The organism is Dyella sp. 2YAF14, assembly GCF_052114725.1.
In the GTDB taxonomy this organism is placed as follows: Bacteria; Pseudomonadota; Gammaproteobacteria; order Xanthomonadales; family Rhodanobacteraceae; genus Dyella.
In genome coordinates this window covers 120,011-135,744 of the sequence record NZ_JBFRFH010000010.1, presented here as the reverse complement: position 1 = coordinate 135,744, position 15,734 = coordinate 120,011, and the positions used below count along the sequence as shown (strand labels likewise).

At 65.5% G+C, this 15,734-nt stretch carries 14 protein-coding genes; 13 read left to right on the top strand and 1 reads right to left on the bottom strand.

All coding sequences use genetic code 11. The features are described from left to right. Positions 1-6: 6 nt before the first annotated feature. The 13 genes from AB4Y82_RS14890 (at position 7) to hrpB (ending at position 14,216) form a co-directional block, all read left to right on the top strand. On the top strand, positions 7-180 hold the full coding sequence (locus tag AB4Y82_RS14890; RefSeq protein WP_441602802.1) for a hypothetical protein: 174 nt from the start codon (positions 7-9) through the stop codon (positions 178-180). A 291-nt stretch (positions 181-471) separates the two neighbouring features. Continuing rightward, positions 472-2,205 (top strand): type II secretion system ATPase GspE, encoded by a 1,734-nt coding sequence (gene gspE / locus AB4Y82_RS14885; protein WP_441602803.1) that lies wholly within the window; start codon positions 472-474, stop codon positions 2,203-2,205. Between the two features lie 162 nt (positions 2,206-2,367). Next, positions 2,368-3,585, top strand: a complete 1,218-nt coding sequence (gene gspF / locus AB4Y82_RS14880; protein ID WP_441602804.1) for a type II secretion system inner membrane protein GspF — start codon at positions 2,368-2,370, stop codon at positions 3,583-3,585. A gap of 41 nt (positions 3,586-3,626) precedes the next feature. Next, the gene (gspG, locus tag AB4Y82_RS14875) at positions 3,627-4,052 is read left to right on the top strand and encodes a type II secretion system major pseudopilin GspG (RefSeq protein ID WP_441602805.1); all 426 of its coding nucleotides are present in this window, start codon (positions 3,627-3,629) and stop codon (positions 4,050-4,052) included. 2 nt (positions 4,053-4,054) lie between these two features. Further along, positions 4,055-4,546, top strand: coding sequence for a GspH/FimT family pseudopilin (locus AB4Y82_RS14870; RefSeq protein ID WP_441602806.1), 492 nt, complete (start codon positions 4,055-4,057; stop codon positions 4,544-4,546). After that, positions 4,543-4,938, top strand: a complete 396-nt coding sequence (locus AB4Y82_RS14865; protein WP_441602807.1) for a type IV pilus modification PilV family protein — start codon at positions 4,543-4,545, stop codon at positions 4,936-4,938. Before AB4Y82_RS14870 ends, AB4Y82_RS14865 begins: the two co-directional genes overlap by 4 nt. Further along, on the top strand, positions 4,935-5,618 hold the full coding sequence (locus AB4Y82_RS14860; protein ID WP_441602808.1) for a prepilin-type N-terminal cleavage/methylation domain-containing protein: 684 nt from the start codon (positions 4,935-4,937) through the stop codon (positions 5,616-5,618). The genes AB4Y82_RS14865 and AB4Y82_RS14860 overlap by 4 nt, the downstream gene beginning before the upstream one ends. Next, positions 5,615-6,475 carry a general secretion pathway protein GspK gene (locus AB4Y82_RS14855; protein ID WP_441602809.1) on the top strand — a complete coding sequence of 287 codons (861 nt, stop codon included), beginning with the start codon at positions 5,615-5,617 and terminating at the stop codon, positions 6,473-6,475. Before AB4Y82_RS14860 ends, AB4Y82_RS14855 begins: the two co-directional genes overlap by 4 nt. Continuing rightward, positions 6,472-7,632, top strand: a complete 1,161-nt coding sequence (locus AB4Y82_RS14850; protein ID WP_441602810.1) for a PilN domain-containing protein — start codon at positions 6,472-6,474, stop codon at positions 7,630-7,632. The genes AB4Y82_RS14855 and AB4Y82_RS14850 overlap by 4 nt, the downstream gene beginning before the upstream one ends. After that, entirely contained in the window at positions 7,629-8,258 is a 630-nt protein-coding gene (gene gspM, locus AB4Y82_RS14845) for a type II secretion system protein GspM (RefSeq protein ID WP_441602811.1), read from the top strand. Before AB4Y82_RS14850 ends, gspM begins: the two co-directional genes overlap by 4 nt. After that, entirely contained in the window at positions 8,255-8,980 is a 726-nt protein-coding gene (locus AB4Y82_RS14840) for a hypothetical protein (RefSeq protein ID WP_441602812.1), read from the top strand. The genes gspM and AB4Y82_RS14840 overlap by 4 nt, the downstream gene beginning before the upstream one ends. 4 nt (positions 8,981-8,984) lie before the next feature. Then, positions 8,985-11,426, top strand: a complete 2,442-nt coding sequence (gene gspD, locus AB4Y82_RS14835) for a type II secretion system secretin GspD (RefSeq protein ID WP_441602813.1) — start codon at positions 8,985-8,987, stop codon at positions 11,424-11,426. A 273-nt stretch (positions 11,427-11,699) separates the two neighbouring features. Beyond that, positions 11,700-14,216: an ATP-dependent helicase HrpB gene (gene hrpB, locus AB4Y82_RS14830; protein ID WP_441602814.1), complete on the top strand. Its 2,517-nt coding sequence runs from the start codon at positions 11,700-11,702 to the stop codon at positions 14,214-14,216. 62 nt (positions 14,217-14,278) lie between these two features. On the opposite strand, the gene AB4Y82_RS14825 is transcribed toward hrpB, so the two are convergent. After that, the gene (locus tag AB4Y82_RS14825) at positions 14,279-15,670 is read right to left on the bottom strand and encodes a sugar porter family MFS transporter (RefSeq protein WP_441602815.1); all 1,392 of its coding nucleotides are present in this window, start codon (positions 15,668-15,670) and stop codon (positions 14,279-14,281) included. Between the last annotated feature and the right edge of the window lie 64 nt (positions 15,671-15,734).

The following is a 15,734-nucleotide window of genomic DNA, read 5'->3' as shown; positions in this document are numbered from 1 at the left end:
CTTGCCATGGCTGCGCCCGTCTTGCTGGCGACGGCGATCGTCTGGCGAGAAACGACGGTGCGTACCGAGTTGGCGGGTTCGCTGGCCGAGGGCATGGTCCTGGCCGTCGCCTGCATGTTCTGGCGTCCCGTGATGAAAGAAACCGGGCGCTCCCCGCGATGGCGCAAGGGTCGACGCTAGCCAGGTCATCGCTGCCGTCGCCATCCACCACCCCGCGCTGCCGTTTTGCACCCGGCGTGGCGGTGAGTTCTTGCGAATCGGCGATCGAGCCGGTACCTCGCAGCCGTGCCCATTGGCGCTGCCCGTCCTTTGCATGAATCGCGGAACACTGGCCGCGCGGTGTGGTCCGAACCAGTGAGCCGAGGTGAGAAACCGTGCTCGCGCGCGTATAGGCGGGTGTGTTAACAATGCGCCTCCGGTGCCGTTGGGGGCGACGTCCGGGTTGGAACCAGTCTTGAAACGGGGTGATGCATGTCGGCAGTCGCTAAGCCGGCGGCCAACGCGGAGGGTGCGGCAACGGAAGGCCGCGAGGTAGCGGTCTGTTCGCTGCTGGTCTCCCGTGGGCGGCTGAAGGAGTCGGATCTCGTCCGTGCGCGCCGTCTTCACGAAGAGTCGCCCGATGGCACGCTCACGGGCTTGATGGCCCGGCTGGGCCTGGTCTCGGAGCGCGATCTGGCTGAGGCCTGGTCCGAATTGCTCGCGATTCCCTTGCTGGCGGCCCGCGACGCGCCTGATATGCCCCCGGCCGAGCTCGACGTGTCCGCACGCTTCCTCAAGCAGCAGCATGTCGTGCCTGTCCGGGTGGGCGAGGACGGGCTAGGCCTGGTCGTCTCCGACCCCGCTGATCCGTATCCGCTGCAGGCCATCCAGCTGGCGGCCGGTCGGCCGGTGGCGATGCGCATTGGCCTGCGCTCGGAGATCGACGACCTGATCGAGCGCTACTACGGCACCGGTCGCTCGGCGATGGGCACCATTGTGGAGAACCTCGACGGCAGTGCCGCCGTGGAAGACGACGTGGAGCATTTGCGCGATCTTGCCTCCGAGGCGCCGGTGATCCGCCTGGTCAATCTTATTCTTCAGCGCGCGGTCGAACAGCGCGCCTCGGACGTGCATATCGAGCCGTTCGAAAATCGCCTGAAGGTGCGTTATCGCATTGACGGTGTGCTGCATGAAGTGGAAGCGCCGCCATCGAGCTCCACTGCCGCGGTGATTTCGCGCGTGAAGATCATGGCCAAGCTCAATATCGCCGAACGCCGCCTGCCGCAGGATGGGCGCATCCAGTTGCGCGTGCAGGGCAAGGAGCTGGACCTGCGCGTGTCCACCGTGCCGACCAGTTTTGGCGAATCGGTGGTGATGCGTATTCTCGACCGCGAATCGGTGGTGTTCGATTTTGCGTCGCTGGGCTTTACCGACAACTTCCAGCAGCGTTTCGTCGATGTGCTGGAGCGGCCGCACGGCATCCTGCTGGTCACTGGTCCCACCGGTTCGGGCAAGACCACCACGCTGTACACGGCGCTGTCGCAGATCAACACGCCCGACGTGAAGATCATCACGGTCGAAGATCCGGTGGAATACCAGATCGAAGGCATCAACCAGATCCAGGTGAAGCCGCAGATCGGGCTGGATTTTGCTGGGGCTTTGCGCTCGATCGTGCGCCAGGATCCGGACGTGATCATGATCGGCGAAATGCGCGATCTGGAGACGTGTCGCATCGCGATCCAGTCGGCGCTCACCGGTCACTTGGTGCTCTCCACGCTGCACACCAACAGCGCCGCCGGTGGCATCACCCGTCTCTTGGACATGGGCGTGGAGGATTACCTCCTGGGTTCCACCGTCAACGGCATTCTGGCGCAGCGCCTGGTGCGCCGACTGGATCCGGAGACCGCCATCCCTTATGACGCGCTGCCCGAAGTCATTGAGCAGTTCGAGTTGCACAAGTACACCAACGAACGCCCGATTCGTTTGTGGAAACCCGGCACCAGCACGACCAATCCCACCGGCTATCGCGGCCGTCGCGCCATCATGGAGTTCCTGGTGATGACCGATCCGCTGCGCCGGCTGGTGATGCAGCGCGCCGATGCAGGCGAGATTGAACGCCTCGCGCGCAGCGAGGGCATGCGCACCATGTACGAGGATGGGATCGCCAAGGCGGTAGCGGGCGTTACCACGCTTGAGGAGGTGTTGCGTGTTACGCAGGAAGGCTGACGCGATTGCACTTGCTCCCTCTCCCCTGCGGGAAGAGGGCTGGGGTGAGGGGCGGGTGCTCGCGGAAACGCGGCTAAGTGTGACCACGCCTGTTGCTGCTCTATCGCGAGCACCCGCCCCTCACCTCAATCCTCTCCCCGACGGGGAGAGGAGGTTAGTCGCATGACCCAATTCCGCTACCGCGCCGTTAGCGCCGCCGGCGAAATGCTGCAAGGCCAGATGGAAGCGGCCAGCCTCGACGAGGTGGTGAGCCGTCTGCAGGACCAAGGCCACACGCCGCTCGATGCGCGCGCCGCCGACAGCGGCGCCGCCAGCGGCGGTATGGCCGGCTGGTTCAAGCGCGGCGCCTTCACCGGCGATCAGCTGGCGCAGTTCACCCACCAATTGGCCACTTTGCTCGGCGCCGGCCAACCGCTGGATCGCGCGCTCGGCATCCTGATGGATCTGCCCGAAGGCGCCAGCGCCAAGCAGCTGATCGAGCGCGTGCGCGACCGCGTGCGCGGCGGCACGCCGTTGTCGCAGGCACTGGATGATGAGCACAGCGTGTTCCCCAAGCTCTACATCAGCCTGGTGCGTGCCGGTGAAGCGGGCGGTTCGCTGGAAGACACCCTGCGTCGCCTCGCCGACTATCTGGAGCGCTCGCAGCAGCTGCGCGGCAGCATCATCAACGCGTTGATCTATCCGGCCTTCCTGATGGTCGGTGTGCTCGGCTCGCTGCTGTTGTTGCTCGCCTATGTGGTGCCGCAGTTCGTACCCATCTTCGACGACATGCAGGTGCCGATTCCGTTGATCACCCAGGTGGTGCTCGCGATCGGCAACACCTTGCAGAGCTGGTGGTGGGCGCTGCTGATCCTGTTGATTCTCGGCGTACTGATTGCCCGCTCGCGCTTGCGCGATCCGGCGGCGAAGCTGGCGTGGCACACGCGCCTGCTCACCATGAAGCTGGTCGGCCCGCTGCTGCTCAAAGTGGAGACGGCACGCATCGCCCGCACCCTCGGCACCTTGCTCAAGAACGGCGTGCCCCTGCTGACCTCGCTCGGCATTGCCCGCCAGGTCACCGGCAACAAGGCCTTGGATCTGGCACTGGCGCAGGCCTCCGAGCAGGTGAAGGAAGGCGCCGGCTTGTCGTTTGCGCTCGCCCAGGCGCAGCGCTTCCCGCGTCTTGCCTTGCAGATGGTGCAGGTGGGCGAAGAAGCCGGCCAGCTCGACACCATGCTGCTCAAGGTGGCCGACACCTTCGAGCTGGAAAGCCGCCGCGCCATCGACCGCCTGCTGGCGGCGCTGGTGCCCGCGCTCACCATCGTGATGACGGTGATGGTGGCCTTCATCATGGCGGCCATCCTGCTGCCGATGCTCGATCTGACCAGCCATATCCAGTAATCCCTTTCTAGAGCTGCTTTCGAACCACGATGAGGTACCCCATGCGACAAAGGACTTTCGGCCGTCATACGGCAGCGCGCGGTTTCACCCTGCTGGAAATGCTGGCGGTGATCGTGCTGATCGGCATCATCGGCGCGGTGGTGGTGACCCAGGTCGGCAAGAACGTCGACAAGGGCAAGTACGGCGCGGGCAAGGCCCAGCTCACCACGCTCAGCCAGAAGATCGAGAACTATGCGCTCGACAACGGCGCCCCGCCGCAGCAGCTGCAGGACCTGATGGTGAAGCCGGCCAACGCGCGCAACTGGCAGGGGCCGTATGCGAAGGAGTCGGAGTTGCACGATCCGTGGGGCCATGAGTTTGGCTACAAGGCCCCCGGTGATCACGGTGCCTTCGACTTGATCTTCTACGGCCAGGACGGCAAGCCCGGCGGCGATGGCTACAGCGCTGACGTGGGCAACTGGCAGTAAGCATGCGAGGGATATCGCCACGCACGTCAACCCACTGCACTTCGGGTGCGGCGCGTGGCTTTACCCTGCTCGAAATGCTGGCCGTGATTCTGCTGATCGGCATCGCGGCGGCCGCCGTCGCGGTGTCGGTGACGCAGGGCCTGGCCAGTGCGCGCGTCAACGCCGCGAGCGGTGAACTCGCCGCTGCGCTGCGCGGTGTGCGCACGCAGGCCATCGTGCACGGCAACGAACACACCTTCGATGTCGATACACGCGATAACACCTATCGCGCAGACAACGGTCCCAGCGTGCGCCTTCCCTCGGGAATGCGCCTAGGGATCACCAGCGCGAAGGAAGACCAGGTCAACAGTTACACCGGCCGCATCCGCTTCTTCCCCGATGGCAGTTCCACCGGCGGCCACATCACGCTGCAGCGCGAGCGGCGCCAGTGGCGCGTGAATGTGTCGTGGCTCACCGGTGCCGTCAGCGTCGCTGACGTGAGTGCAAAGCGATGAAGCGGCACGCGCGCGGCTTCAGCCTGCTCGAAGTCGTGGCGGCGACCTTGCTGCTCGCGATTGCATTTACGGCCTTGCTGAAAGTGGCGGGCGGCTCCATCCAGCTCACCCGCAATGCGGACGACCACAGCCAGGCCGCGATGTGGGCGCGCTCAATGCTCGATACCGTGGACATCACCACGCCTCTGCAAGCGGGTAGCACCGAAGGTCGCTTCGACGCGAACTATCGCTGGCGCCTGGTGGTGACGCCGTGGAGTCAGGCGCCGGTTGGTCAGAACATGCCCGTACGCGTGCTGAAGCTCGACCTGGATGTGATCTGGGGACCATCGGTGCACCCGCGTTCGGCGCATTTCAGCACTTTGCGTGTGCTCGGTCCGGCGAGGACCTCATGAAGCATCACGCCGTCCATCGTGCACGCGGCTTCACCCTGCTGGAGGTGCTTGGCGCATTGGCGCTGTTCGCCATCCTGCTGCTGGGTGTCTATTCCGGTGTGCGCACGGCCACGCATACCGTGCGCTCCGGCGAGGCGTCGATCGAACGCATGGACGAAGTGCGCTCGGCACAGCAATTCCTCAGGCGTGAACTGGCGCAGGCGCGCGCCGTGCCGCTGGCGCACACCGACAAGGGCGATCCGCTTTACTTCAAGGGCGATGCGCGAGAGCTCAAATTTGTCGCGCCGCTGCCCGGTTATCTCGGCAAGCTGGGGCCGCAATTGCAGCAGCTGAAGCTGGTGGATAACCGCGACGGCACCTCGCGGCTGGAAGCGAGCTTTGCGGTCATGCCGCCCGATGGCAGCGCACCCAAGCCGGTGGGCGATCCTGAAGTGCTGGTGGATCACATCCGCGGCGGCAAATTCAGTTATCGCTCGGCCGATGCGCAGGATCGCGCCGGGCAGTGGAGCGACGAGTGGGATGACACGCGCGCCATGCCGCGCATCGTGCGCGTCGCCCTGCAGCTGGATGGCACGACTACGTGGCCTTTGCTCGATGCGCCGATCCGCGTCGACGTGACCGCAGTGCAGGGACAGGCCGTGGATCTGCTGCAGGGCCTGCAGCGCCGGAGCACGCAATGAACGCGGCCTTGCAGCGCCAGCGCGGTGTGGCCCTGCTGGTGGTGCTGTGGGCGTGCACGCTGCTGGCCATCCTGGTCGGCGGCTATGCGATGTTGGCGCGCACCGAAGGCCTGCAGGCGCGCTATCAGTTTGCGCAGACCCAGGCGCACTACGCGGCGGAAGCGGGGGTGATGCGCGCCATCTATGCCTTGCAGGATCCGCAGCAGGACCAGCGCTGGGTGCCGGATGGCCGCAACTATCCGTTTGCGTTCGATGGCGCCAAGGTGATCATCAGCATCATCAGCGAGACCGGCAAGGTCGATCTCAACGCCGCCACGCCGGATGTGCTGCAGAACTTCTTTCGTGCCGCCGGCATGTCCGACATGGACGCGCAATCACTGGCCCGCAATATCGTGGACTGGCGCAGCTTTTCCTATACACCCGCGGGCACGGTGCCCAATGCCGCCTATGCCAATGCCGGGCTGGACTACGGTCCCCGGCACGGGCCGTTTGGCACCGTCGAGGAGTTGCAGATGGTGCTGGGCATGACTCCCAAGACGTATCGCGCGGTGGCCTCGCAGGTCACGCTGTGGTCGGGCCGGCCCTCGCCCGATCCGCAGACCGCGCCGGCGCTGGCCCTGGCCGCCGTGCCCGGAATGACGCCGCAGCAGGCCCAGGCCATAGCCGCGTCCCGTGGCGCTGGTCCGCAACAGCCGGGCCTGGTCGCTATACAGGGAGTAACGGATAGTATTCGTGCGGAGGCCACGCTGGCTGACGGTACGCGCGCGATCCTGCGCGCCACGGTGCGATTACAGGGCATACGCCCGGGCGCATTGCCGTATACCGTGCTGCGTTGGCAGGAGGGAGAGGGCGAGTGAATACGACAACGCAGCCGCTGCAGTTGCAGTTCGATCGCGCACGTCGTGCGTGGCGTGGCTCGCCCATGCCGCGCTTTTTTGCGTGGTGGGGCAGTGAGCTGCAGGGGCTGTTGCCAGCATCCTGGCACAGCCGCTTTGGCGGCGGCCTGGCCTGGTATCTGCTCCAGCTGGAAGGCGACGAATGGACGGTGCGCAAAGCTGGCAGCAGTCAAGTGCTGGCGAGCTGGAGCAGCCAGCTCGATCCCGCCAGTCAGCAGGTGGCCTTGGCCGATGCGTTGCGCGGCATCGATGCCGAAGACCTGCGCATGGCGCTATGCCTGGATCCCACCCATGTCCTTCGTCCGCGCCTGAACCTGCCGCTGGCGGCGCGCGACAATCTCACCCAGATCGGCGCCTTCGAGATGGATCGGCAAACGCCGTTCCGCGTCGAACAAGTGCGCTACGACGTGCGCGAAATACGCGCACCCGCACCGCCGGGGCGTTTCGCCGCAGAACTCGTCGTGGTGCCGCGCCAGGCGCTGGATCCCGTACTGGCCAAACTCGCCGCCTCGGGTTTGCAGGTGGATGCCGTGGATGTGTCGTTCGGCGCGGATCGCCTGGGCGCGAACCTGCTGCCGGCGGAACTCGCCCTGCGCCGCAAGCATCCGCGGCAACGACTGAATTTTGCGCTGGGTGCTGCAGCGATGGTGCTGTTGCTGCTGTCGCTAGTGCAGTTCCTGCATAACCGCGCCAGCGCACTGGACCAGATGCGCGGCGAAGTGGAAGCGATGCGCGCGGATGCGCAGCAGGTGGCCGGACTGCGTCAGCAATTGCAGGACAACGCCGGCGCTGCCGGTTTTCTTGCCGAACGCAAGAAGCGCACGGTATCGGCGCTCGGCGTCTTGCAGGACATCAGCCAGCGACTGCCCACCACGGCGTGGCTGGAGCGTTTGAGCATCGACAATAGCGGGCAGGTCGGTTTCCAGGGCCAGAGCCCACAGGCGGCGCGTCTGGTGGATGCACTCAAGGGCTCACCCGTCATCACCGATGCGAACTTCCAGGGCACCATCCAGGTCGACCCTTCGACGGGCAAGGAGCGCTTCTACATGGTGGCGCAGCTGCGCAAGCCCAACGATGCCAAGCCCAAGGCGCCGGCGGCTTCAGGGAGCGCACCATGAAGATGACGACGCTCAAGCCGCGCGAAAGCCGCATCGCGGCGGTGCTGTTGCTGCTGGTCGTGTTGGTGGTCGCGTACTTCGCGCTGCTGCACTGGTGGTTCGTCGCGCCGCTGCAATCGATCCACGCGGAGATGGACGACCTGCGCGACACGCATGCGCGCTATGCCGCCGCCATCGCCGAGAAGCCGCAGCTGCAGCAACGCATCGCCGCGATGGGCGCAGGGCAGGCCGCCAGTCACGCCTTCCTGCCGGAAGATGATCCGAACGCCGCCGCTGCCGGTTTGATGCAGCGCGTGGTCGATGCGGTGGCCGCGCATCCGCAGGGCGGTTCGTGCGATGTCACGCAGAAAATGCCGGTGACCAATCCACCCGCCGCGCCGGACGAGCCGTATCGCAAGGTGGCGGTGAGCATCACCCTGCGCTGCGATGTGCAGCCGCTGGCCGAAACGCTGCACGATCTGGAGCAGGGCACGCCGTACCTGTTCGTCGATGACCTGAGCATCTACCGCAATCCGGTGGCGGCGATGCAGCAAGCCGCGGCGCCGTTGGAAGTGCAATTCACCTTGTCCGGCTATGTGCGCCAGCCACGCGCGACGAACGGCGACACGCAGGGAGCCGCGCCATGAACGCCGCCGCCCAACGTCGCCTGACGCCTGTGCTCGGCACGGTGGCCGTGCTGTTCGGTGCGCTGCTGCTGGTCTTGCTGGCCGGTGTGGGACGCGGCGTGTCCTGGGGCGCCCAGCGCCCGGCGGCGCCTCTGCCACCGACGCACGACCAGGGCCTGCCGCCGCCCGTGCCACTGGCGCAGTTCTCCGCCGTGTGGACACAGCCGCTCTTCAGCAACGACCGCAAACCGACGATGCATGCCGCCGCCGGTGGCGCGAGCCTGGGCGACATGCAGCTCACCGGCATCATCCTCACCCCGCCGCTGCACATGGCTTTGCTGCGCGACAAGAGCGGCGAGCACGAAGTGCGCGTGCGCCAGGGGGATGCGCTGCCCGATGGCAGCTGGCGCCTGGTCGATCTGAAGCCGCGCTCGGCCGTGTTCGAATCGGGCACTGGCCGCACCGAACTGCAATTGCCGGCCGGTGCGCCGATCGACATGCCCAAGGCCGACGGCAATGCGCCGCCGGCCCCGCCACCGCAACCGGGCATGGCCGTCGGCCCGGTGCCGGCACCGCAAAGCGGACCGATGTTCAATACCGCCAACCCAACGAATACGCCCAATCCTGCCTTGCAGTCGCCCAACGGGGTGGACGCGCAGGCCGATCGCATTCGTCTGTTGAAAGAAGCCATCCAGAAGCGCCGCGCCCAACAGCAGGCGGCGCCCCCCCAGGGAGCCCATTAAAGCCATGTCCATCCAGCGCACGCCGCGGTTGACCCGCATCAGTACGCTCACCCTGGCCCTGTGGCTGGCCGGTTGTCAGACGCTGCCGCCGCCCCGGAGCGACGACGGCGCGTTGCAGCGCGAGGCCATGGCCGGCACCGAGAAGCCGGTGCCCCCACCGTTACCGTTGAACACACGCAACACCACGCCCGATCAGGGTGTCACACCCAAGCCGCAACTGAGCGAAGGCAGCGGCCAGTTTGTGCGCGCCACCGGACTCAGCCAGCCGCGCAAGGCGGCCAGCGGCGACGGTGCGGTGACCTTCAACTTCGAGAACCAGCCGGTGCAGGCGGTGGTGAAGGCCATCCTCGGCGACCTGCTCAAGCAGAACTACACCATCGTGCCGGGCGTGCAGGGCAATGTGTCCTTCTCCACCTCCGAGCCGGTGGACAGCAGCCAGGCGATTCCGATTCTGGAAACGCTGCTGTCGTGGACCAACAACGCGTTGGTGATGCGCGACGGTCAATACGTGGTGATGCCGGCCAAAGACGCCGTGGGCGGCAACCTCGTGCCCAGCCTCAATGCGGTGGCACCGCAAGGTGGCCTGCAGGCGCGCTTGTTCCCATTGCGCTTCATCTCGGCTACCGAGATGCAGAAACTGATCAAACCCTTCGCGCGCACCGACGCGGTGCTGTTGGCCGATCCCTCGCGCAACGTCATCGTGCTCTCGGGCACCACGGCGGAGCTGGACAACTACCAGCGCACCATCCACACCTTCGACGTGGACTGGCTGCGCGGCATGTCGGTGGGCGTGTTCAGCCTGCAACATGCCAACGTGAGCGAACTCGGTGGGCAGCTCGATCAGATGTTCGGCCCCAAGGGCGACACGCCACTGGCCGGCATGGTGCGCTTCCTGCCGATCGAACGCACCAACGCCATCGTGGTGATCAGCAGCCAACCGCAGTATCTGCAGGAAGTGGGTGACTGGATCACCCGGATCGATCGTGGCGGCGGCAATGAGCCGGAGTTGTTCGTCTACGACGTGCGCAACCTCAAGGCGTCGGATCTGGCGCAGTACCTCGGGCAGATCTACACGCGCGGTAATGGCGGCGGCAACGATGCCGGCAAAGTCGGGCCGGGCCTCACCGGTTCCACGTTGGGCACCGACAACGCCAGTGGCAATGCCAGCGGCATGGGCAGCACGGCGGGCAGCTTCGGCAGCTCGCCCAGCGTCAATGGCGTGGGCGGAGGGTTTGGTAACGCCGGTGGCTTTGGCGGCACGGGAACGACGGGTACGACCGGCACCACGGGCGGCTTCGGTACGACGGGAACGGGCACGGGCGGTGGTTTCGGAAACACGGGCGGCAGTGCCGCCGGCGGCATGTCTTCGTTTGGTTCCAGCAACAATGCCAGCGGCAACAACAGCGCCGGGCAACAGTACGTCTCCGAAGATGGTTCCATCCGCATCGGCTCGGTCGACTCCAACAACCAGCTGATGGTGCGTGCGCGCCCGTCGCAGTGGAAGGAGATCGAAGAAGCCATCAAGCGCCTGGACAACGTGCCGCTGCAGGTGCAGATCGAGATGCGCATCCTCGAGGTGGATCTCACGGGGCAGCTGGAGTTTGGTGTGCAGTGGTATCTGCAGGGCCTGGCCGGCAGCACGCCCAGCTATGACAGCAACGGCAACGTCAACGGCGCGACCAATATTCCGCCAGGCGCGCATCGTCAGATATCGCTGGGTTCGGGTGGCAACCAATACGCAGGCGAGCCGCTCTTCTATTCTTTCCTGAGCACCAACGGCAAGTTCCAGGTGGCCATTCGCGCCCTGGAAACCAATGGCAACACCAAAACCTTGTCGGCGCCGTCGCTGGTCGTGCTCAACAATCAAGTCGCACACATCCAGGTCGGCGATCAGGTGCCGATCAATCAGACGTCCATCGTGACCGGCCTCAACACCACCGGATCGACGGCAAGCAGCGTCAGCTATATTCCGACGGGCGTCATTCTTGACGTGCAGCCGCGCGTGAATCCCGGCGGGCTGGTGTATCTGAATGTGCAGCAGCAGGTGAGCAACACGACCGGCTCAGCCAACTCGCAAGGCAACTTCACCATCCAGCAACGCGCCGTGGGTACGCAAATCGCCGTACAAAGCGGCCAGACTGTTCTGCTCGGCGGCCTGATCCAGCAAAACGAGAACAGCACGGATACCGGCATCCCCGGTCTCAATCGGGTGCCAATCATTGGTCGGCTGTTTGGCACAACCAATCACAACCGCAACCGCACCGAACTCATCGTGCTGATCACGCCGCGCGTGATCACCAGCAGTGAAGAAGCCAAGCAGGTGACGGACGAATACCAGCGCAAGTTTGAATCGCTGGCGCCGTTGCGGGCGACGGGTACTGCAGCGGGCGGGGCGGCAGCGCCCAGTCCTGGCGCGGGGGCGGCGAGTACGACGGCGCATCCGTAAACGGGTTTCTCTCTTTCCTGCGGGCGGCCTGAAAATGCCGCCCGGCGTTTTGCAGGCCTGGCACACCTCTTGTAGGAGCGCACCACCCTGTGCGCGACAGACCTACGGAGCGGTACACCCATGCGCGGCTGTCGCGCACAGGGTGCGCTCCCACAGACAAGCGGGTGCGCCCGGTTTTGACTGTGTCATTCCAACACCGTCATGCATCGCAAACGCGCGAACAGGCAAAAGCCACCCACGCGACGCCAATCCGCACCCCGCTATCATCCCCTGATGAACACCGTCTCATCCTTTCCCATCACCCCCCTCCTGCCCGAGATCACAAGCTCCCTCGCGGCACATCCGCGCCTCGTGCTCGAAGCGCCGCCCGGGGCCGGCAAGACCACCCAGGTGCCATTGGCGCTGCTCGATCAACCTTGGCTCGCCGACGGCAAAATCCTGATGCTCGAACCGCGCCGCATCGCTGCGCGGGCGGCGGCGCAGTTCATGGCCAGGCAGCTGGGTGAGGAGGTGGGGCAGACGGTGGGGTATCGGATTCGCTTCGAGGCGAAGGTCAGCGCGGCTACGCGTGTTGAAGTGGTGACCGAAGGCATCCTCACGCGGATGATCCAGGACGATCCCGAGCTCACCGGCATCGGTGCGATCCTGTTCGACGAATTCCATGAGCGGCATCTCGCCGGGGATCTGGGTGCCGCGTTTGCGTTGGACATACAGGGCACCTTGCGTCCGGCGCTGCGACTGGTGGTGATGTCCGCCACGCTCGATGGCGAGCGCATCGCGCAGTGGCTCGATGCGCCGCGGATCAGCAGTCCGGGTCGCAGTTTTCCCGTGCGGGTCGAATATCCCGCCGCTCGCGCGCAGGAGACCACCGAGCATCAGCTGGCGCGTGTGGTGCGTCAGGCCCTGGAGGAAAACCCCGGCGACGTGCTGGCGTTTCTGCCCGGCCGTCGCGAGATCGCGCGCACGCAGGCTGTGCTGGCATCGTCACTGGACGAGAACATCGACATCGTGGCCTTGCATGGCGAACTGTCGATGGCCGAACAGCAGGCCGCGTTGAGTCCGGCGGAGCCCGGTACGCGGCGTGTGGTGCTCGCCACCAATGTTGCCGAATCCAGTGTCACGCTGCCGGGCATCCGTGCGGTGGTGGACAGCGGGCTGGCGCGCGAGCCGCGCTTCGATCCCAACTCCGGCTTCACGCGGTTGGAGACGGTGAATGTCTCGCAGGCTTCGGCCGATCAGCGTGCCGGTCGTGCCGGTCGCGTCGCCGAAGGGACGGCGTACCGCCTGTGGCCGCAAAGCAAACGACTGGATCCGTCGCGCACGGCCGAGATGGCGCAAGCCGAGTTGTCGGGGCTTGCCTTGGAACTCGCCGCATGGGGCATCACCGCGAACAGCGGCAACACGCTGCCCTGGCTCGATGCGCCGCCCTCGGGTGCCTTGGCGCAGGCGCGTGAGTTGCTCGTGCAGCTGACTGCGTTGACGGCAGATGGGCGCATCACCGCGCTCGGTCGCCAGATGCTCGAACTCGGCGCCACGCCACGGCTGGGTGCGGCGGCCTTGCGCGCCGAGCCTGAATTGCGCGCGCTGGTCGCCGATCTGCTTGCCTTGATGGAAGCGCGCTCGCCCCTGCGCGGTGAGCAGGCGCGCAGCGATGACTTCCGTGCCCGCGTGAGCGCGCTTCATGTGTGGCGCGATCGTCACACCGCGGGCGCGCGCGGTGGTGCGGACGCCGGTGCGCTTGCGGCCATCGAGCTGGCGAGCAAAGGTTGGCGTCGTCGCCTGGACATGCGTTCGGCGGCAAGCGGTGTGCCGGACAGCCATGCCGTGGGCGATTTGCTCTTGCATGCGTTCCCGGATCGCGTGGCGCGCCGCGACGACAACAACCCGCTGCGTTACACGCTAGCCAATGGTCGTGGTGCGCGCCTGCACGAGAATACTGCGCTGCACGGCGAGCCGTGGCTGGTGGCGCTGGACCTGCGCTTCGAGGCGCGGGACAGCCTGATTCTCGCGGCCGCGCCGATCGATTACCGCGTGCTGGAGCGGGACTACCCGGCGCAGTTCAAACGCGAACGCGCCTTGCGCTGGAACGACGAACGCAACGCGGTGGAAGCCTTCGACGAACACCGCTTCGCCAACATCGTGCTGGAACGACGCAGCGTGCCGGTGAAGCCTGAAGACGCGCTGCCGGCATTGCTCGCCGCGGTGCGGGCGAAAGGCATCGATACCTTGCCGTGGAGCGATAACGCCAGACGCTTGCGCGCACGCATGCAGGCTTTGCGTGGATGGGTGCCGGAACTGGGTCTGCCCGATATCTCGGATACGGCGCTGCTGGATACTTTGGAAGACTGGCTCGCCCCGTATCTCAACGGCAAGCGTCGCCTCGACGCCTTGAGCGCGGAAGAACTCTCGCAGGCGCTAGGCTCTTTGTTCGATTACGAGCAACGCCGCCAGCTTGATGCGCAGGTTCCGGAAAGCCTGACTGTGCCCAGCGGCATGACGCGTCGCCTCGAATACGCCGAAGGCGAAGCGCCGGTGCTGGCAGTGAAGCTGCAGGAATTGTTCGGACTGGCTGACACGCCGCGCGTGGCGAACGGACGCATTCCCGTCACGTTGCACCTGCTCTCGCCCGCGGGTCGCCCGATCCAGGTCACGCAGGATCTCAAGGGCTTCTGGGAGCGCACCTACCCTGAGGTGAAGAAGGAATTGAAGGGACGCTACCCGCGTCATCCCTGGCCGGATGATCCGTGGACGGCCGCGCCGACGCATCGGGCCAAGCCGCGCGGCACCTGATAAAAAAGGCTGCCGACCTTTCGGTGCGGCAGCCTTGGTCAGACGCAGCTTTCAACTAAAGATCAGCGGCCGATCTCGCGCAGCCGCTTGCCGCTCATCAGGTTGCGCTCGATCTGCTCCAGCGTCACGCCCTTGGTCTCCGGCACCAGCCAGAACGTCACCAGGATGAATACCGCGTTGAGCGCGGCATACAACCAGAACGTGTGTGCATTGCCGATGCCGTTGAGCAGGCTCAGGAAGGTGAAGCCCACGATCATGTTGCAGATCCAGTTGGTGAAGGTGGAGCAGGCGATGCCGAAGTCGCGGCCCTTGAGCGGCTGGATCTCCGAGCACAGCGTCCACACCAGCGGGCCGGCGGACATGGCAAAACCCACGATGAAGATCAGCAGCATCGTCACCGTGAAGATCTGCGCACCATGGTCGTGGATGCCGTTGTTCATCATCGTACCCACGACACCCAGGCCTACGGCCATCACGGCAAAGCCGGTGTAGAGGATGGGCTTGCGGCCCCAGCGGTCGATCAGCGCGATGGCGATGAAGGTGGCCAGCACATTGGTGAGGCCGACCAGCGCGGTAAACCACATCTGCGCCGAGGTGTCGTAGCCCATTTCCTTGAAGATGCGCGGCGCGTAATACATCACCACGTTCATGCCGGTGAACTGCTGCATCAGCTGCAGCAGCACGCCCAGCCACACCGAGCGACGGAAGTTGCGGTTGTCCTTGAACAGATGCCAGCCGCGTTGCGGGGTCTTGAGCTGCTCTTCGATATCAGCGGCCTCGCGCGCCACCACGACGCTGTCGCCGCGCAGGCGCTGCAGCACTTCGATCGCCTCGTCGCGGCGACCGCGCATCATCAGCCAGCGCGGACTATCCGGCAGGAACATCACGCCGAGCAGGAACAGCACGCCGGGAATCGCGATGATGCCGAGCATCCAGCGCCAGGCGCCGTTGTAGCTCAATGCGGTGTCCGAGAGAAACGCCACCAGGATGCCGATGGTGATCATCAGCTGATAGGTGGAAATCATCGCGCCGCGGATGCGCTCCGGCGCCACTTCGGCCAGATAAAGCGGTGCAGTGAACGTCGCCAGGCCAATCGCCAGGCCGAGCACCACGCGCGCGGCGATCAGCGTTTCCGGCGACCACGCGCCGCCCGACAGCAGCGAACCGAGGATAAACAACACGGCACCGAGGATCAGCGAGCGCTTGCGGCCCAGCGTGGCCGACAACCAGCCGGCGCCTACCGCACCGACGGCTGCGCCGAACATCATCGAGCTCACGATCCATTCGATCATGTGGTCGCTGACTTTGTATTCGGCCTGGATGAATTGCGTGGCACCGGAAATCACGCCGATGTCCAGGCCGAACATGAGGCCCGCCAACGCGGCGAGCACACAGGTGAAGATGATGGTGACCTTGGCTTGCGCCGAGGCTGGCGAGATGACTTGGGCATTCATGGAAAAACTCCCCCGCTGGCGATAGTGGTGCCTCTAATGGGCTGGTGTGCTTGAGCCGCGGTCC